The sequence below is a fragment of the Rahnella sp. AN3-3W3 genome (assembly GCF_003263545.1).
GTDB lineage: Bacteria > Pseudomonadota > Gammaproteobacteria > Enterobacterales > Enterobacteriaceae > Rahnella > Rahnella variigena.
This window is the reverse complement of record NZ_JYDG01000005.1, coordinates 1-17,740: the sequence shown is the minus strand read 5'-3', so window position 1 is coordinate 17,740 and position 17,740 is coordinate 1. Positions and strand designations below refer to the sequence as shown.

General features: G+C 53.2%; 16 protein-coding genes. 9 read left to right on the top strand and 7 right to left on the bottom strand.

Annotation, left to right across the window (positions count from 1 at the left end; all coding sequences use genetic code 11):
* Positions 1 to 70 precede the first annotated feature (70 nt).
* Positions 71 to 1,081, top strand: coding sequence for a type I glyceraldehyde-3-phosphate dehydrogenase (gene gap / locus UC15_RS02825; RefSeq protein ID WP_112287027.1), 1,011 nt, complete (start codon positions 71 to 73; stop codon positions 1,079 to 1,081).
* Between the two features lie 133 nt (positions 1,082 to 1,214).
* Here gap and UC15_RS02820 read toward each other — a convergent pair whose 3' ends face one another.
* Both UC15_RS02820 and UC15_RS02815 read right to left on the bottom strand, forming a co-directional pair.
* Complete coding sequence (locus UC15_RS02820; RefSeq protein WP_112287026.1) at positions 1,215 to 2,648, bottom strand: L-fucose/L-arabinose isomerase family protein; 1,434 nt, start codon at positions 2,646 to 2,648, stop codon at positions 1,215 to 1,217.
* Positions 2,649 to 2,832: 184 nt separating this feature from the next.
* Entirely contained in the window at positions 2,833 to 3,246 is a 414-nt protein-coding gene (locus tag UC15_RS02815; RefSeq protein WP_112287025.1) for a VOC family protein, read from the bottom strand.
* A 200-nt stretch (positions 3,247 to 3,446) separates the two neighbouring features.
* On the opposite strand from UC15_RS02815, the gene UC15_RS02810 reads away from it, so the two are divergent.
* From UC15_RS02810 to UC15_RS02800, 3 genes are all read left to right on the top strand, one after another.
* The gene (locus tag UC15_RS02810) at positions 3,447 to 3,905 is read left to right on the top strand and encodes a MarR family winged helix-turn-helix transcriptional regulator (RefSeq protein WP_112287024.1); all 459 of its coding nucleotides are present in this window, start codon (positions 3,447 to 3,449) and stop codon (positions 3,903 to 3,905) included.
* 189 nt (positions 3,906 to 4,094) lie between these two features.
* Positions 4,095 to 5,837 (top strand): MFS transporter, encoded by a 1,743-nt coding sequence (locus tag UC15_RS02805; protein WP_112287023.1) that lies wholly within the window; start codon positions 4,095 to 4,097, stop codon positions 5,835 to 5,837.
* 48 nt (positions 5,838 to 5,885) lie between these two features.
* Positions 5,886 to 6,815 (top strand): HlyD family secretion protein, encoded by a 930-nt coding sequence (locus UC15_RS02800; protein WP_198659650.1) that lies wholly within the window; start codon positions 5,886 to 5,888, stop codon positions 6,813 to 6,815.
* A 131-nt stretch (positions 6,816 to 6,946) separates the two neighbouring features.
* On the opposite strand, the gene UC15_RS02795 is transcribed toward UC15_RS02800, so the two are convergent.
* Both UC15_RS02795 and UC15_RS02790 read right to left on the bottom strand, forming a co-directional pair.
* Positions 6,947 to 7,960 carry an isopenicillin N synthase family oxygenase gene (locus UC15_RS02795; protein ID WP_112287022.1) on the bottom strand — a complete coding sequence of 338 codons (1,014 nt, stop codon included), beginning with the start codon at positions 7,958 to 7,960 and terminating at the stop codon, positions 6,947 to 6,949.
* Between the two features lie 155 nt (positions 7,961 to 8,115).
* Complete coding sequence (locus UC15_RS02790; protein ID WP_112287021.1) at positions 8,116 to 9,015, bottom strand: NAD(P)-dependent oxidoreductase; 900 nt, start codon at positions 9,013 to 9,015, stop codon at positions 8,116 to 8,118.
* Positions 9,016 to 9,235: 220 nt separating this feature from the next.
* Between UC15_RS02790 and UC15_RS02785 the strand changes: the two genes are divergently transcribed.
* Together UC15_RS02785 and UC15_RS02780 are read left to right on the top strand one after the other, a co-directional pair.
* Positions 9,236 to 9,607: a protein YebF gene (locus UC15_RS02785; protein WP_112287020.1), complete on the top strand. Its 372-nt coding sequence runs from the start codon at positions 9,236 to 9,238 to the stop codon at positions 9,605 to 9,607.
* Between the two features lie 260 nt (positions 9,608 to 9,867).
* The gene (locus tag UC15_RS02780; protein WP_015697358.1) at positions 9,868 to 10,134 is read left to right on the top strand and encodes a DUF3811 domain-containing protein; all 267 of its coding nucleotides are present in this window, start codon (positions 9,868 to 9,870) and stop codon (positions 10,132 to 10,134) included.
* Between the two features lie 43 nt (positions 10,135 to 10,177).
* Here UC15_RS02780 and UC15_RS02775 read toward each other — a convergent pair whose 3' ends face one another.
* Entirely contained in the window at positions 10,178 to 11,803 is a 1,626-nt protein-coding gene (locus UC15_RS02775; RefSeq protein ID WP_112287019.1) for a rhodanese-like domain-containing protein, read from the bottom strand.
* The gene (locus UC15_RS02770; protein WP_112287018.1) at positions 11,796 to 12,401 is read right to left on the bottom strand and encodes a cysteine dioxygenase; all 606 of its coding nucleotides are present in this window, start codon (positions 12,399 to 12,401) and stop codon (positions 11,796 to 11,798) included. Before UC15_RS02770 ends, UC15_RS02775 begins: the two co-directional genes overlap by 8 nt.
* Before the next feature lie 251 nt (positions 12,402 to 12,652).
* Here UC15_RS02770 and UC15_RS02765 point away from each other — a divergent pair, with 251 nt between their 5' ends.
* Positions 12,653 to 13,567 carry a LysR family transcriptional regulator gene (locus tag UC15_RS02765; protein WP_112287017.1) on the top strand — a complete coding sequence of 305 codons (915 nt, stop codon included), beginning with the start codon at positions 12,653 to 12,655 and terminating at the stop codon, positions 13,565 to 13,567.
* Here UC15_RS02765 and malI read toward each other — a convergent pair.
* Positions 13,564 to 14,595, bottom strand: a complete 1,032-nt coding sequence (gene malI / locus UC15_RS02760; protein WP_112287016.1) for a Mal regulon transcriptional regulator MalI — start codon at positions 14,593 to 14,595, stop codon at positions 13,564 to 13,566. The two genes, UC15_RS02765 and malI, sit on opposite strands and share 4 nt — an antisense overlap.
* Positions 14,596 to 14,861: 266 nt before the next feature.
* Here malI and malX point away from each other — a divergent pair, with 266 nt between their 5' ends.
* Together malX and UC15_RS02750 are read left to right on the top strand one after the other, a co-directional pair.
* Positions 14,862 to 16,475: a maltose/glucose-specific PTS transporter subunit IIBC gene (gene malX / locus UC15_RS02755; RefSeq protein ID WP_112287015.1), complete on the top strand. Its 1,614-nt coding sequence runs from the start codon at positions 14,862 to 14,864 to the stop codon at positions 16,473 to 16,475.
* A 61-nt stretch (positions 16,476 to 16,536) separates the two neighbouring features.
* Positions 16,537 to 17,721, top strand: a complete 1,185-nt coding sequence (locus UC15_RS02750; RefSeq protein ID WP_112287014.1) for a MalY/PatB family protein — start codon at positions 16,537 to 16,539, stop codon at positions 17,719 to 17,721.
* Positions 17,722 to 17,740 lie beyond the last annotated feature (19 nt).

The window sequence follows — 17,740 nt, the reverse complement described above, 5'->3', positions numbered from 1 at the left end:
ATTGTTGTCATTTACGCCATCCCTTCTTCAGATTAGATTAACCCTAAGTCAGATAACTAAGGAGTTCATCATGGTCAAAGTTGGTATTAACGGATTCGGCAGGATTGGACGTAACGTATTGCGTGCTGCGCTCGGTCGCGATGATTTTCAGGTTGTCGCCATAAACGACCTGACTGACAGCAAAACCCTCGCTCACCTTCTCAAATATGATTCCCTCTCCGGTACCTTACAGGCAGACGTAAAAGCTGACGAAGGTCAGTTGCTGGTTGATGGCAAAACTGTCCGCGTATTTTCTGAAAGAGATCCTGCGGCTATTCCATGGAGCAGCGTGGGCGTTGACATTGTCATTGAGGCCACCGGTTTCTTCACTGAGAAAGAAAAAGCGGAAGTTCATATCACCCAAGGTGGTGCTAAACGCGTCATCATTTCCGCACCGGCCAAAAACGATGACATCACGATTGTGATGGGCGTAAACGATGGCCAGTATGACCCGGCCAAACATAAAGTTGTCAGTAACGGTAGCTGCACCACTAATGGTCTGGCTCCTGCGGCGCAGGTTTTACATCAGACATTCGGCATTGAACATGGCCTGATGAATACCACACATGCCTATACCAACAGTCAGGCATTGCATGACCAGCCGGAAAAAGATTTGCGCGGTGCCCGTGCTGCGGCCGTATCTATTGTTCCTTATTCCAGCGGCGCGGCAAAAGCCATCGGTAAAGTCATTCCTGAACTGGATGGCCGTATGACCGGTTATTCACTGCGTGTGCCGGTCCCTGTGGTTTCCATCGTTGATTTGACGGTCAATCTGAAACGTGAAGCCACTGTTGAGGAAATCAACGCAGCATTCCGTAAGGCGGCTGAATCCGGCCCTCTGAAAGGAATTCTGGGGTACAGCGAAGAACCTTTGGTTTCCAGCGATTATCGCGGCGACCCGCGCTCTTCTATCGTCGACGGGCTTTCTACGCTGGTGATTGGCGGCAAACTGGTGAAGATCCTCGCCTGGTATGATAACGAATGGGGCTTCTCAAACCGTCTGGTCGATTTGGCTCTTTTGATGGAAGAACGGGGTCTATAATCCCCTCTTTTCCTGTAAGAATAATGACAGACACCGCCGCATGGCGGTGTTTTATTATGGCTAACAGACGGTCACCGTTATTAAAAGCAATAAACTGTATGTTGTAACTAAAATATCTATTCCTGTTAATGTATCAACAAATCCTCTGTGTTACCACGCGCAGTAATGTCGCCAGTTTCTCAATTGTTTCGCCCTGATGTCCAATCCCTATCGCGCAATGATGTGCTGCTCCTCCGCATGACCAGTCTTTCGTAAATTCCCGCGCTGACAATGGGAAACGGTAACGGCTGTTAGTATTCCCGATATCCAGGATTTCTCCTTCGACCGACTGCCCTTCGGCATATTGTAAAATCACACGGTTATTGATGTCCTCGATGACAGAAAGGAACGTTACCGGGCCTTTGCGCACGCTCATCTGAATAGAAATGCCCTTCCCCGGTTTGCCGTGATAGACAGGTAACGGCACCAGACGCACTTCACCTTCTGCCATCAGCGGATGAGCTGGCCCGTCGTGCCCCCAAAGCACAACATCATCATCAAAATCAATACCATAAGGTTCAGAGAACGATCCCCCCGCTCCGAGCAGCGACATGATTTTCATGGCGATAACGTTCTTGATTTCATATTCACCAGCAACGGGAATATTGCGCCCCGTCAGCAGCGTATTGCCGAGGATCACCGACGTCACGATGTTCTCGTAAGCATTGCCCGGCGCCCCTTCATAATAATAGGCCAGTGCATCCAGCCCGTTATTATCAACCAGTTGCTCAAGCGCGACGGCGGTCGTCACTGCCCTTTCGAGCTCGGCTTTATCGCAACTGGTATCTGTGCGGAGACTTCTCCCGACTTCCTTTTGTTTCGCCTCACGTTGCGCATCACTGACCTGCTCACGCAAACTGTTCAGCTCGCACATCTCGAGGGGTTTAAAGCGGACACCTAATTTGGCTGAAAGATTGGTCATGTTGGAATACACATCCACCATGCCGTTGTAATAATGCCCCAGTACTCCCACCGTACTTTTGCCCAGCCGGATTTTTACGCCAATCGCGGTCAGCCATTGCTGTGTTTGCTGCCAGACATACGGGTCATTATTCAGCGCGCCGACAATCATCTCGTATGCAATGCCCGCACGGTTAAACACATTGGCCAGTTCCGGCGCGCTGCATGCCTGGCAATGTGCCAGCCATTCACCGGTCCGTGCCCCGCGATCGGTCATTTCACTGATAACCTGATACGGAAGATGACGTTCAGGCTGAAGAGCCAGGATCAGCACCGGAACCTGAAATTGCTGCACCAGCGGTAACACTGTTGAACTCAGAGCGTAAGTGCTGATGGCAATAATAATGACGTCCGGAGAAACCTGTTTCAGTTCAGCGGCAAGCGTGTCGCTTTTTTCCACACTGTCGACCAGCCCGCCGTTATGAATGAGGATCTCCGGCGAAGTAAGTTGCTGCTCGATTTGCCCGAGATAGCCTGTCAGCCGTGCCTCCAGACCGGTGAATTGTGGCCAGTACGTATTAAGCCCTATCCCGAATAAGGCTGCGTTAAGCGGTCGTGAATTGCGCATAGTTTTTCCTCAGCTGATAACACGTTGAGGAGGAGTCTAAGGAGAGAGATGACCGTGAACCTTTGCGTGAAGGCCATAAACAAAAGAGGAGTGGCAAAAAAAACATTAAATTATAAAGTTGGAAGCAGGATCGCAATCCACTGCAACGCTACCCGGCGCTTGTCAGCGCCGGGAAAACAAGAAATCATTCTTCCTGCGGCCCTATCTGCATGAACGGGTTATAAGCAATTTCCCACAGATGTCCGTCCGGATCGGCGAAATACCCCGAATATCCGCCCCAGAAGACTTTTTGTCCGGGTTTGATCAGTTTGCCGCCCGCTTTCACTGCCTGCGCTAATACCGCGTCCACTTTAGCCTCACTGGCGACGGTTTGTGCCAGTGCCATACCGCGAAAACCCTGTCCTTCAGCGCTGACCTGCGCATCCTTTGCCAGTTCTTCCCAGGGGAATAATGACAACCAGGCACCGGCTAACTCAAAGAAGCTGACGCCGTCAGAATCAATGACCACTTTAGGGAAGCCAAGTCCGTGCTGATAAAATTCCGTAGCGATGGCTAAATCTTTAACGCCCAGGGTGATCATATTGATGACTGGTTGCATCGTTTTTCTCCGTCAGAGGGATGAAAGTAATCATGAAAAAAACCTTGCTGACAGAATAAATACTTTTTGAATACTTTGCTTAGATCCTGCTTCCACTTGTCTCAAAATGTTAACAGCGCCCTCCCTTTTCTGGTAAATGTTGCCCATCGTGCTACTCTGACGCGACTAAAACCTGCTTACGCTCCGACAGTGAGGAACCTTTGACCACATTACGCCGCCGCCCGGAAGCAACCTCTCCCGCCGTTCGTTTTTTACCGGAGACCATTCATATTGGTCGCCAGTTGCGTACCTATTGTGATGCCCGTTTCAAAACTATTGGCCTGACTTTGGCCCGCGGTCAGGTGTTATTACATCTGGAAGCCGCCAATGGCTGCCTGCCTCAGGGTGAACTCACCTCGCTGCTGGAAGTCGAACACCCCACCGCTATCCGCCTGTTCGACAGTCTGGCTGAGCTTGGCTTGCTGGAACGGTGCCCCGGTGAAACCGACCGTCGTTCTAAAGACATTAAGCTGACAGAAGCCGGCATCGAACTTGCCAATCAGGTTCGCAGCATGACCGATGATATTCTTATCAGCGTGATGGAAGGCATTCCGCCTGAAAACGTGGATATCGCCCGCGGCGTTCTCGCCTGTATCACCGCCAATATCGCCGCATTGTAAGTGGCGTTTTACTCCTTCCCGTTATCTCCCTCCTTTTTGATTAATTACTTTCGTTACTGATTAGTTATACGCTATTCGCATTTGTAAATATCACCGATATGAATAATTGAACTAGACACATATGACACGTCTTATTACATTATGTAGCAAGCTACAAACTAGTTAGGTAATGACTTACAAGGCATAACGATGACGACGCGTTCTGATTCAGATGTCCGGCAGGATGCCGGTGAATTATCAACACGGGATGCATCACCACAAACAGTTCAACCAGAAGCCGCCTCACCAAAAGCAGAGACTGCACCGCCGGTTCCGCCTTCAACACATCACCCTTTTGCGGTTCAGGTCAGCACCTGGCTTTTGCGGTATCCGCGTCTGCGTATTGCAGTGTATGCACTGGCATCTCTGATTATCGGTATGACCCAGGGGCTGGGCATCAACCTGGTCAGTTCAAATCTGCCGGGAATTCAGGGGTCGCTGGGTATTTCCAACGTTGAAAGTTACTGGCTGGTGGCGGCCTACACGGCGACCAGCGTGACCGGCACGATCCTGCTTTATAAAATTCGCACACAGTTTGGTTTTCGCCGCTTCGGGGAATACGGGCTGCTGTTTTTTGCCGTGGCGTCTATGGCGCAAACCTTTACGCATGATTTCCAGACCGCGCTGGCCGTGCGCGCGGTGATGGGTTTTGCGATGGCGTCGCTCGGCCCGCTGGCGTTGTTTTATATGTTTGAAATCTTCCCCCCGGCCAAAAAGCTGACCGCCGGATTGTGTTTTGGTCTGGCGGGAAGCCAGATTGCCCTGCCGGTATCCCGCATAATTTCACCGCATCTGCTTGATCTCGGGCACTGGCATCAGCTGACCACGCTGGAATCCGGGCTGTCGCTGATCTGCCTGGCGATCATCTGGATTTTGCCGCTGACTCACCCGCCGCGGGTGAAAGTATTTGAGCGTACCGACTGGATAAGTTATCCGCTGATCGCCACCGCAGTGGCCTGTATGTCAGTGGTTCTGACGATGGGTCGTTATTACTGGTGGCAGGAAAAAGACTGGATTGGTGAAGTGCTGGTGGTCGGTATTATCGCGCTCACACTCTCTTTTATGGTCGAGTTAAAACGTAAGAATCCGATCATTGATTTGCGCTGGCTGATGACGCCGGAGATGTTGCTGTTTACCGGCTCCATGTTGTTCGTGCGAATGCTGCTGTCAGAGCAAACCACCGGTATGGTGGGATTTCTGAATCTGGTTGGGCTGCTTAATGATCAGCTGGTGACCTTATTCCTGGTGATCCTGGCGGCAACGTTTGCCGGGCTGGTTGTCGTCAGCATCATTCATAAAGCCAACCGGATTGTTTACATCCATCTTTTTTCGATTGCACTGATCGGCATTGCCTCGCTGATGGATGCCAGTTCGACGGTGGACACCCGCCCCGAACAGTTTTACCTGACACAGGGAATGATCGCGTTTGCCGGTGCCATCTTCCTGCCGACCTCATTGTGGCTCGGTTTTGTCCGCGCGTTGCAGTTCGGGCAAAGTCAGATCATCAGTTTTGTGCTGGTTTTTCTCTCGACGCAAAACGTCGGTGCGCAGGTGGGCAGCGCATTCCTGGGTACCATTCAGATCCTGCGGGAAAAGTTTCACTCAGCCGCACTGGTGGAACATATCAATTTGCAAAATCCACTGGTTGCCGAACGTATTGCGCAATACAGCCACCTGCTGAAACCGGTCTTAAACGACGGAACGCAGCTCAACGCAGAGGGTCTGTCCCTCCTTAGCCAGAAAGTCACACAACAGGCCGGTCTGTTGGCTTACAACGATGTTTTCATGGTGGTTTCTTATATGTCGCTGGGCTGTTTTGCCGTCCTTTGCGCACATATTTGGGTCGGAAGGATCCAGACAAAAAAACGTGCAGCCGCTGAGGCTGTTGCATAAATAACGGGCTTTTGCTGATGAATCAAAAAGAATGAAACGGAAAAACTGATGAAAAATATATTTCGTTACCCATCCATTATTGTGGTGCTTTGCCTCGGGATTATCGGGGTCATGATTGTGTTATACAGCTGGCAGTTATTTCCGTTTAATTCTCAGGTCGAATCGACGGACAACGCCTACATACGCGGCAATGTCACCCTGCTCAGCCCGCAGGTTTCCGGCTATATCACCGATGTGAAAGTACAGGATTTTATGCCGGTGAAAAAAGGTGACCTGCTGTTTGTTATCGACGACAGCACCTATCGCCAGGAATTTCTGCAGGCACAAGCCGCGGCAGCGCAGGCTCAGGTGACGTTGCAGAACTTCGAGCAAAACCGGGCTTCCGGCGCGGCCAGCCTGCAACTGGCTGAAGCGGAACTGCAGAGTGCGCTGGCCACACAAAGCAAAGCGACGCTGGATACCGGCCGTAACGGCCCGCTGCTGGAGAAAGGTCTGGTTTCCAAAACCACCGGCGATGAACTTCATGCAGCATTGCTGACCGCACAGGCAAACGTGGCCAAAGCCCGCGCATCGGTCAATATCGCCCGCCAGAGTCTGGCACTGGTGGATGCCAATAAAGCGTCGCTGGCCGCTGCATTTAAAGCCGCCCAGGCCAGGGTAGAAGTTGCACAAATCAACCTGCAACATACGCAGATTGTGGCGCCTTCTGACGGCCAACTGGGTGAAGTGAGTGCGCGGCTGGGACAATACGTCAGCGCCGGCACGCAGTTAACTTCGGTTACCCCGAAAATGGTCTGGGTGACCGCCAATTTCAAAGAGCGCCAGCTGGCGGGCATGGCGGTCGGGACACCAGCATCATTCACCGTTGATGCCCTTAACGATCACGCTTTTAAGGGGCATGTGGTGAGGATTGCTCCCGCAGCGGGTTCAGAGTTCAGCGTGCTGAAAGCCGACAACGCAACGGGAAATTTCACCTAGATTTCACAACGCATCGCCGTGCGTATCGAACTGGAACCCGGACAGCTGCAAAGTGATCAACTCCGGCCGGGCATGTCGACCGTCGTCAGCGTCGATACTTCACAGGCACCAGAAAGCTGAGCGCATCAGGCTCAGCCTGTAATATCTGCATAATAACGCTGCGCTACATCGGGATGTGAGCGCAGCCGCCCTTTCAGATAATTGAAACCAACGTCGCGGAATAACGGATTGAGCGGATCGCTGGCCTCTCCCCGCGCCTCTTTTGCCAGATCCTCAGGCAACGGAAACAGTGGCACCACGGCGTCCAGCTGAGCCCCCAGGAAAAAGGCCAGCGACAACCGCTCTGCTCCGGCGGGTGGCGAAACCACGCGATGCACGGTGGCACGCAGATAGCCGTTAGTCGCCAGTTCAAGCAGTTCGCCAATATTCACCACCAGCGTATCTGCCACCGGTAACGCATCCACCCACTGATTTTCCTCGACTTCAACCTGCAAGCCGCGTTGTTGATCCTGAAGTAAAAAGCTGAGAAATCCGGAATCCTTATGCGCGCCCACGCCCTGGTTCCCGCTGCTTTCTGAACGTCCCGGATAACGGATCAGCTTGATGTGCTCATTGGGTTTTTCGCCGTAAAGCGCATCAAACGCGTCCTCCGGGAGTCTCAGCGCCAGCGCAAAGGCGCGCAGAAGTCGTAATGACATCGCTGTCATTTCCTGCTGCCAGTGCAGCAGCAACGGCCGCAGTTCGGGCAGCGCGGCGGGCCACTGATTTGGCCCCTGCAATCGTGCCCATGCCGGGGTGTTGTCACTGACCGGCAGTTTCGGACGTTCGGCACCGAGATCAAACTGTTCGCGCCAGTCCGGCTGACCCCGTGTGATTTCCGAGGCGGCACGGTTATAGCCGCGAAAATGCGAAGAGTGGATCATCGCCACCGACAGTTTTTCTTCTTCCGGCAACGCAAAGAATTCGCGCGAGACCCGTTGCACAGCACGGAGCAATTGCGCATCGACACCGTGATTTTTAAGATAAAAGAAACCGATTTCCCGGGCGGCATAGCGCAACTGTGAAAGAAACGCGTCGCGCTGATCAGGCGAACCCGAAAACTGGCTGAAGTCGATCAGGGGAATAGAGGTAACAGTCTGACTCATCGCGAACTCCGCAGTGACAGGAACAGCATTCAACGCTATCACAACGTCAGAACGGGTGACCAATAGCCAGATGGTCTGGTTTATATTGTGAGGTTATGAAAAAAATCCCGCAAAATACGGAAATTACCGGCTCTTCCGTGAGCCAGAGGGAGGATTTACGCAGACGATTTGCTGCCAAGGTAGCGATACACCACTGCCAGATCCTGATCGCCATAACCGCCGTCAACGGCGCTTTGCCAGGTCTGACTGATGCGCTTCATCACCGGCAGTTCGAGCTGACTGCCTGCTTCAATCGCCAGATTAATATCTTTCAGCGCCCAGGTCAGCTGCATCTGCGGGGTATAATCGCCGCTTTTGAACATCTCCATTTTGCCTTTAATATACGGCGCCGCCAGAGGCCCGCCTTCCAGCACGTTCCACAGGTCATCGGTAGTGAAGCCCAGTTCCTCTGCCAGTTGCGTACTTTCTGCAATCCCTTCCATCATGGCAATCAGCCAGGCATTAACGACCAGCTTCATTTTCGAGGCGCGCCCTGCTTCGCCCAGCCATTTGGTCGCCTTAGAGATAGCGGCAAAGACCGGCTCAACCGCAGCGCCCTTTTCGCGATCGCCGCTGGCCAGTACCACAATCTGCGCCTGCTCAGCCGGCGCTTTGGTACCGGAAACCGGTGCGTCAAAGAAGATGACATCCGGACGCTGCGCCTTAATCAGTGCAATCAGAGATTCGGTACCTTCGACGCCCAGCGTGCCCATCTGGGCAATAATCCCGCCCTGTTTAAGACCGGCAAGCAGACCATTATCGCCCTGATACACGTCCAGCGAGGTTACCCCGTCAGACAGCATAGTGATCACCACATCCGCGCCAAGTACCGCTTCACGCGGGGTTTGTCCTCGCACCGCGCCAGCTGACACTAAATCATCACCACGGGAAGAGGTACGGTTCCACACGCGGGTGGTGAATCCTTTTTTAATCAGGTTTGCGGCAAATGCATGCCCCATTGCACCCAGTCCCAGCACGGCGACGACAGGTTGTTGCGAATCTGTTTGCTGACTCATGCCTTACTCCTTGTGATAACAATCAATAATGTAAAAAGGCTAACATCACAGGTCTGGGCTGCGATAGTGGGTTCTGTAAGCGAATGCAACAGAAAGGCTGATATTACTTAACCTATGCTGACTAAGTGGCGTAACATACGCGCTTTCATGTCCGGGCGTGACCGTGATTTATCCGGGCAGCTTATGATTTGACTGATAATTTTCAGGAGTAACAAGCATTATGAGTAAAGTCGTTTTAATCGGGATCATTTCAGTCATTTTCGTATTGATGGTTTTGATGCTGGGTTCCGTCTATGTGTATCCGTGGTGGATGCAGCGTTCAACTGAAGGCGCATGTGCTCAGATAACCAAAGATAACGCCATTGATACGGTGACCCGTGACTACATGGAAAACCGCATCCCGAACTGGGGCAATGATAAAGACAATATGGGCACTTCCGTGCCGGTTCTGAACTTTATCAGCGATGATGTGAAAGAAGACAAAGGGACTTACAACATTCCCTTCAGCGCTAAAGGCCCGAATGGCACGCTGGGTTATGTCGCACACTTCAACTGCTCCAACCATTATGTGAAGTATTCCACCGTCGAATAATCTTTTAGCGGGTTTTGAAAGCAACGTCGTCCGGTAACTTGATGCAGGGGATCGTTTTATGCCGTTGATCAAACGAAAGATCAGCGCCGATCATCGGGATCCCCTTATTGATATGAGTAATTTCCATCAGATCAGCAAGGTTTGTTTTAAGGCCTGCACCGACGTCAGAACGGTAACAAAGATAAAGTCAGCGCCTGCAGCGACTCGGGGACGTAATTCGACTACACTGGTAGCCACTTTCCTCACAGGATGCAGTAACCATGAAAAGACTGACTCAACAAGATATGACGGAAAGCGAGCAGCGTGAGCTGAAAACTCTGCTGGATAAAGCCCGTAAAGCACAGGGCCGTGAGCTGACGAATTCGGAAAATAACCGAATCAAAGATGATTACATCGATACATTGATGGCAGAAAAAGAAAAAGTGGCTGCTAAAGCCCGTGCTGAAAAGCGTCGTAATAAAGCCGTTCCAAGTACCTCCGCAACCTATGACTGGACAGCCCGCACCCATCCGCGCGGCCGCCGTTAAGTATTAATGCAGCCTCTGCGTTCCTCACGCAGAGGCCACAGCGTTAAGCCTGACCCGCTAATAACGTAAAACCGTGCGTCCCGTCCTTCTCCAGTTGCGCGACTAAACCATATTCCCAGTCGAGATAATCCTGCATGACCTGCGGGCTGACATTCGTTCCTTCATACGGACGCTTATACCGATCCTGCGCATTGTCCAGATACGCCGATTCACCGCGTTCCAGAGGCAACCCGGCCGCAATCCAGCCTACGGTTCCCTTCTCCAGCAGATAAACTTCTTTACCCGTCAGTGCTGCCACTTCGGTGACAGCGTAACGTGCCAGTAATCCGCTGGTGCAGGTGATCACCCAGCGCTGTTTTTCAGGCTGTGCAGCGATAATCTGCGGGATGTCAGCGCGTGTGGTCCAGACAGCACCGGGAATACGGCGGTTCAGGAAGTTGGCGCTGGTGGTCAGATCAAGCACCCCGGTTTTTTCGTCGCTCAGCCAGTTCAGCAGTTGCTCGGGTTTAACCGACTCAACCGCCGGTGCGGGCGCCACCTGTGCCTGCCAGTCGCCTTGCTCAGTTAAATCATCCGGCTGAACATCGGCCACATACACTTCCCAGTTCATCTGCGCCAGCCACGAAGCCGCCATCCTTGCGCGTACACCGTCATTATCCACCAGCACGATGCGGGCACCGCGCACGCTCGCCGTGTGATCGGTTTCCTGAACCAGCTGACCACCTGGTACGTGGCGTGATCCAGCCAGATGACCGGCGCGGAATTCCTCAGCGGTACGCACATCAAACAGATACAGCGTGCGCGAATTATCCCGCTGCCAGTCATGAATTTGTGACAACGTCACAGATCGCACACCAGCCCGAATCGCCAGAGCCTGCGCGCCTTTCAGGGCAAATGTTCTGGCGCTTTCGCTGAGTTCAGGAAAATGCGCCAGCTGATTATGCGCCAGAGCCTGACCTGCCAGCGTCCAGCCAATTGTTCCGTTGCGTAAGGCAGTCACCGGCTGTTTAACTCCGGCATTGATCAGCGACTGCGTGCCGATAATACTGCGGGTGCGTCCGGCGCAGTTGATCACGATTTGTGTCTTTTCGTCCGGCACTACATCGCGCAGACGCAGCGCCAGTTCTCCGCCCGGAACGCTGACGCCACCGGGAATGCTCATGGTCTGAAACTCGTCAAAGCGGCGGACATCCAGCACTGCAATGTTTGCGCCCTGCTGTTGCAGCGCCTGCACCTGTTCTGCGCTCAGCGATGGCGTGTGGTAATGATGTTCTACCCATTCGCCAAAGGCTTTACCTGGCGCATTCACATCAATAAAGATTTCGCCGCCAGCTTCGCGCCAGCCCGCCAGATCGCCTGCCAGCAAAGCGATATCCTGATAACCCAGCGACTTAAGAAATTCAGCGGCACGCACCGCTTTACGCTCACCACGGGCCTCATCGTAAAACTCGCCATTGTCGTACAACGTGATCGCTGTGCGACGATTTGGAATACGATCCAACACGTCCAGTTCCAGCTTCGACAGTGAAAGATTAGCGGCAAACAGCGGATGTCCGGTAGCAAATGCCGCTTCCTCGCGCACATCAATTAGCGCCACTTCCTGCCCTTCGCGCAGGGCTTCATGCAGCCCTGAAAAATGGCGCAATGGCCACGCATGCAAATCAGTCATGAGTTTTCTCTTTGGACAGATCCCAGATATTGGGAAGACAGGAACCGGAATAGCCGGAGACAAAGGTTTTCTCAGTGCCATCAGGCAGATAGACCGCCCGCGATACCGCACCAATATTATCGCCGTAAACATGAATACTGACCGACACCCGGTCGCTGTAAACATTGCTCACCTGATGAATATCCAGCACATCCGGCGCAATTTTCTCGACGTCACCCGATTGCAGGGTGACGGGTTTACCCTCCGGTTGCAGTGAACCATCGGGATGACGCGCATAGTTCTGACTGATTTCCGCGCCCCGCAGCATACCAATCAGCCCCCAGACACGATGGTCATGAATCGGCGTTTTTTGCCCCGGCCCCCAGACAAAGCTAACGACGGAATAACGCGAAAGCGGATCGGCATACAACAAATATTGCTGATAATGCTCAGGATGCGGTTGTGCAAACTCGTCGGGCAGCCAGCTGTCATGGCGGATAAGTTCGCCCAGCAGACGACTTCCCTGCGCCAGAATTTCTGTCTGCCCGTGCGGTTCCTGCACCAGCCGCGTGAAATCCGCCAGAAATTGCCGCAGCGGCGCGACCTGTAATGTTGTCATGGCTTTCCTCTTCTCTTTGTCTCATCAGAGACAACTCAGCACTGTTATCACCACAGGCTAGCACCGGCGAAACACAACCAAAATTCATTTTATGGATAAGCTAATATGCAAATCACACATAAAAATGTGCAGCAGGATCCAGCTTCCCGCTTAAAATTGATTTATTCTGCCTGACTGACCAATGACGATGTCGGGCAAAAAATGCCCGTAGAAATGGCCAATTAAGCGAGCCAATTACATAAAGAGTGCTGATGAAAATTGAAGACCTGACTGCTTTTGTGGCAGTGATACGCCTGCAATCCACCCGCCTCGCTGCCGATGAACTGGGGCTGACGCAACCGGCCATTACCCGCCGGGTACAAAATTTCGAAGAATCGCTGGGCATTGCGCTTCTCAACCGCCAGACCAAACCGCTGAAACCTACGCTGATGGGCAACCGGGTTTATCAGCAATGCCGTCATATTTTGCGCGAAGTGGATGCCCTGACCGATCTGGTTGCCGCCGACAGCCCGCCGTCCGGCCTGCTGCGTCTTGCGGTACCACAAAGCCTGAGCGAAAGCAGTCTGCTGCCAGCACTGAAAAAACTCTCATCGCAGTTCCCGGAGATCCAGCCACGTTTGTCGAGCGGCTGGGGCGAGGAGCTGTTATTGCGCGTGCAGAGCCAGGAGCTTGAAGCAGCCGTCGTGCTGTTTCCGCTCAGCAAACAGTTTCCTGAAGGTGTGGAAAATCAACCGCTGGGCGCGGTGGATCTGGTGGTTGTAGGACCGAAGGATCCGCAGGCTTTGCCGCAGAGACTGGAGGATTGCTATCAGCGCGGATGGATCCTGAATCCGCAGGGGTGTGGTTTTCGTGCCGCGTTACAACGTGCGCTGACCGAGCAAGGGTTGCCGCTGCTGATTAATCTCGAAGCGTTTGGAACGACGTTGCAGTTATCACTGATCGCTGAAGGTCGCGGACTGGGACTGATGCCCCGCGCTCTGGTTGAACACCACGCGCTGCGCGATCAGCTGGAATTGTATGCCCTGAAAGATTTCGCCCCTCGCAGTCAGCTGTGGCTTATCTATCCGAATGTCCCGGCCAGTCAGATCCCTGCAATCGATGCGTTTGCGGCAGCGATTGCAGAAGGATTAGATTTGGCAGACGTGCATAAGCCTTCAACCTGCTAAGCGGATTCCCTTTCCACCAGCGCCGGAGGCACAATGATGTTTTGTGCTTCAAGATTTTGTCCGCCGATCCGCAGCAGCAGACGCCTTGCCGTGGCATGACCAATTTCACGGGCTGAGTTGGCAATCGACGTCAGCGGCGGTTCGGTCAGTTCAGATTCAGGCGCGTCTTCCATGCCGATCAGGGCGATTTTCTGCTGATAAAAACTGTCTACCGCCCCGCCGCCAACTTCAGCGCCGGTGCGTAACACACCAAAGTAAGCGCCCAGAGCGACAGACGATTTATGGCAAACAATGGCGCTGATTTTCGGGTAGTGCGACAGCAAGGTTTCTGCTGCATCGGCCGCACATTTTTGCTGATAATCGCACTCGATAATCCATTCACTGCGAAACGGCAGGCCGTACTGTAATAACGTGGCGCAGAAACCACCGAGACGTTCCGCGCGGGTTAACGAATGGCTTTCGCCGCCAAGATAAGCAATTTGTTTGTGACCATGTTTGATCAGGTATTCCGTGGCCATTTTTGCGGCCAGCATATTATCGGGGCGCACCACATCGATACCTTCAATACCGCCTGAACGCGCGGCACACACCAGCGGCACGCCCTGCTCTTCGGCTCTTTCTTTCAGACCTGCGACTGAATTCACCCCGCCGGCGATCACAATGCCGTCCACGCCATGCGTAAGTAAGGTTTCAAAACAGCGCATCAGCCCTTTGCCGGTTGAACCGCTTTGCAGCAGAAATAACACTTTCCCCTGCGCTTCAAACATTTCACTCAGACCCGCGGTCATTTCGGCATAAAACGGCTCACAGATATCGCGCACAATCAGCCCGACAACCCCGGATTCACCGCCCCGCAGCGTACTGGCCTGACGGTTACGCACGAAACCCAGTTCATCCACAGCGCGGTTCACCCGCTCTGCCGTGGTTTGAGAGATCCGCCCTTTTCCGCTGAGCACCAGCGAAACGGTAGTGACCGAAACACCGGCATGCTGCGCCACATCGATAATGGTTATTTTTTTATGATTCATCAGACATTGTCGTTCATATCAAACTCCATGAAACGGGATCCTTTCCCGTCCGCTGCATTGCCCCGGAATTCTACCGCAGGAAAAATTAGCGTGGTCAGACAGTTATACCTAATTCGATGTAATGAGTAAAACGTTTAACCTCCACTTTACCAGTGCAGTGCGGGCATGATCGAATATTGTGAAGTACAACACGTATTAATTAGGTAAAACGTTTTATCTTAGCCGCCATCAAAACACAGCTTAATAAAACAACTCAGGGAGCGGGTATGCCTGCCAGTAAAAAACAAAAAGTCACACTTTGGGAATTCTTCCAAAGCTTAGGGAAAACCTTCATGTTGCCGGTCGCCTTGCTGTCCTTCTGCGGCATCATGCTGGGTATCGGCAGTTCGTTAAGCAGCCACGACGTTGTGACGTTATTGCCTGCTTTAGGTAATCCCATTCTCCAGCTGATTTTCGTCTGGATGAGCAAGGTCGGTTCGTTCGCGTTCAGCTTCCTGCCGGTGATGTTCGCTATCGCTATCCCGCTGGGCATGGCGCGTGAAAACAAAGGTGTGGCAGCATTCTCCGGCTTTGTCGGTTTCGCAGTGCTGAACCTGGCCATCAACTTCTTCCTGACCGCTAACGGCACGTTGCCGACAATGGATCCGGCGGTTCTGAAAGCCAACAACATTCAGATGATCCTCGGGATCCAGTCTATCGACACCGGTATTCTGGGCGCGGTCATCGTCGGTATCATCGTTTACATCCTGCATGAACGTTACAACACCATCCGTCTGCCGGATGCACTGGCGTTCTTCGGCGGTACCCGTTTCGTCCCTATCGTGACGACCGTGGTGCTGGGTCTGGTTGGTTTGATTATCCCGTTGATCTGGCCTTTCTTTGCCGCAGGGATCAACGGTCTTGGCCGTCTGATCCAGGGCGCGGGCGTGTTTGGTCCGATGATCTTCGGTTCCGGCGAACGTCTGCTGTTACCTTTCGGTCTGCATCACATTCTGGTTGCGCTGATCCGCTTCACTGAAGCAGGCGGCACGCTGGATGTCTGCGGTCGCGAAGTGAGCGGCGCACTGACTATCTTCCAGGCGCAGCTTTCCTGCCCGACCACTCACGGTTTCTCTGAAAGCGCGACGCAGTTCCTGTCTCAGGGTAAAATGCCAGCCTTCCTCGGCGGCTTACCGGGTGCGGCACTGGCGATGTACCACTGCGCGAAACCAGAAAACCGTCATAAAATTAAGGGCCTGCTGATTTCTGGCGTTGTGGCTTGTGTGGTTGGCGGTACGACTGAACCGATCGAATTCCTGTTCCTGTTCGTGGCACCGGTTCTGTATGTTATCCACGCACTGCTGACCGGTCTGGGCTTCACGATCATGTCGGTTCTGGGTGTAACCATCGGTAATACTGATGGCAACATCATCGATTTCGTGGTCTTCGGTATCCTGCACGGTACAGCGACCAAATGGTATCTGGTGCCGCTGGTGGCCGCTATCTGGTTCGCGGCTTACTACGCAATCTTCCGCTTCTCCATCACGCGCTTTAACATTAAAACGCCGGGTCGTGAATCTGAGAATATGCCAGCCGCAGCAGCCGTACCGTCTTCCAGCAAATCTGGCTACAACGTGCCGGTTATTCTGAGCGCACTGGGCGGTGCCGGTAATATCGTTTCACTGGATAACTGCATCACCCGTTTGCGTCTTTCGGTTGCGGATATGTCACTGGTTGACGATGCTACGCTGAAAGCTAACCGTGCAATTGGTGTCGTGCATCTTAACGAGCACAACCTGCAAGTGGTTATCGGCCCGCAGGTGCAGTCGGTGAAAGATGAGCTGGATTACCTGATCCGCACTGCGGCCAGTCACAGCGCACCGGAACCGGTCACCGCGTAAGATTCTGATTAACAGGGCGACTTATATCGCCCTTTTCTGCTTTATTCAGGGAGTGAAACGAATGTCCTCAGCTTCTTTTGATTTCGATACCGTGACCGATCGTCATGGCACCTGGTGTACCCAGTGGGATTATGTCGCCGACCGTTTTGGTAGCGCCGACCTGTTGCCCTTTACCATCTCAGACATGGATTTCCCCGCCGCGCCGTGCATTCTCGACGCGCTGCAAAAACGCCTGCAACACGGCGTTCTCGGTTACAGCCGCTGGCATCATGACGATTTTCTTGGCGCGGTGGCGCACTGGTATCAGCAGCGTTTTAACAGCCAGATTGACACTGACATGGTGGTGTATGGCCCGTCAGTGATTTATATGGTTGCGCAACTTATCCGCCAGTGGAGCCAGCCGGGTGACGGCGTGTTGACATTTACGCCCGCCTACGACGCCTTCTTCAAAGTAGTGGATGGCAATCAGCGCCAGATGCTGGCCTGTCCGCTGATCAAAAACGGTAACGACTGGTCGCTGAATGCTGAACATCTGGAAAGCCTGCTGGCGCAACCGGCCTGCTCCTTGCTGTTACTGTGCAGCCCGCACAATCCGACCGGTAAAGTCTGGACGCGCGAAGAACTGACGCTGATCGCTGAGCTGTGTGAACGTCACAACGTGCGGGTGATCAGTGATGAAATCCACATGGATATGGTCTGGGGCGAAAATCAGCATACGCCGTGGAATGAAGTGGCGCGCGGTGAATGGGCATTACTGACGTCAGGCTCGAAAAGCTTCAACATCCCTGCGCTGACCGGCGCTTATGGGCTGATCAGCCACAAAGCACAGCGCGAAACTTACCTGCATCAGCTGAAAGCCTGCGACGGATTATCGTCTCCGGCGGTGCTGGCGGTTCACGCCCACGTGGCAGCGTATCATCACGGTGAACCCTGGCTGGATGCGTTACGTGAATACCTGCAAGCCAACCTGCGTTACGTCGCAGACCAGCTGAATGCCGCATTCCCGCAGCTCAACTGGCAACCGCCGCAGTCCACCTATCTGGCGTGGATTGATTTGCGTCCGCTGGGACTTGAGGATAAACAGCTGCAAAAAGAGCTGATCGAACATCAAAAAGTCGCGATCATGCCGGGTTATACCTATGGCGAAGAAGGCAACGGCTTCCTGCGCCTGAACGTCGGTTGCCCGCGTTTGAAGGTGGAAGCCGGTGTTGAAAAATTAATCAATGGCATCAGAGAGTTGGTCTGAGCTCCTCCCCCTGCGAAGG

Bases quoted from the DNA above. Each gene is read 5' to 3' on its own strand.
- gap (WP_112287027.1), top strand. From the start codon at position 71: ATGGTCAAAGTTGGTATTAACGGATTCGGCAGGATTGGACGTAACGTA.
- UC15_RS02820 (WP_112287026.1), bottom strand. From the start codon at position 2,648: ATGCGCAATTCACGACCGCTTAACGCAGCCTTATTCGGGATAGGGCTT.
- UC15_RS02815 (WP_112287025.1), bottom strand. From the start codon at position 3,246: ATGCAACCAGTCATCAATATGATCACCCTGGGCGTTAAAGATTTAGCC.
- UC15_RS02805 (WP_112287023.1), top strand. From the start codon at position 4,095: ATGACGACGCGTTCTGATTCAGATGTCCGGCAGGATGCCGGTGAATTA.
- UC15_RS02800 (WP_198659650.1), top strand. From the start codon at position 5,886: ATGAAAAATATATTTCGTTACCCATCCATTATTGTGGTGCTTTGCCTC.
- UC15_RS02795 (WP_112287022.1), bottom strand. From the start codon at position 7,960: ATGAGTCAGACTGTTACCTCTATTCCCCTGATCGACTTCAGCCAGTTT.
- UC15_RS02790 (WP_112287021.1), bottom strand. From the start codon at position 9,015: ATGAGTCAGCAAACAGATTCGCAACAACCTGTCGTCGCCGTGCTGGGA.
- UC15_RS02785 (WP_112287020.1), top strand. From the start codon at position 9,236: ATGAGTAAAGTCGTTTTAATCGGGATCATTTCAGTCATTTTCGTATTG.
- UC15_RS02780 (WP_015697358.1), top strand. From the start codon at position 9,868: ATGAAAAGACTGACTCAACAAGATATGACGGAAAGCGAGCAGCGTGAG.
- UC15_RS02775 (WP_112287019.1), bottom strand. From the start codon at position 11,803: ATGACTGATTTGCATGCGTGGCCATTGCGCCATTTTTCAGGGCTGCAT.
- UC15_RS02770 (WP_112287018.1), bottom strand. From the start codon at position 12,401: ATGACAACATTACAGGTCGCGCCGCTGCGGCAATTTCTGGCGGATTTC.
- UC15_RS02765 (WP_112287017.1), top strand. From the start codon at position 12,653: ATGAAAATTGAAGACCTGACTGCTTTTGTGGCAGTGATACGCCTGCAA.
- malI (WP_112287016.1), bottom strand. From the start codon at position 14,595: ATGAATCATAAAAAAATAACCATTATCGATGTGGCGCAGCATGCCGGT.
- malX (WP_112287015.1), top strand. From the start codon at position 14,862: ATGCCTGCCAGTAAAAAACAAAAAGTCACACTTTGGGAATTCTTCCAA.
- UC15_RS02750 (WP_112287014.1), top strand. From the start codon at position 16,537: ATGTCCTCAGCTTCTTTTGATTTCGATACCGTGACCGATCGTCATGGC.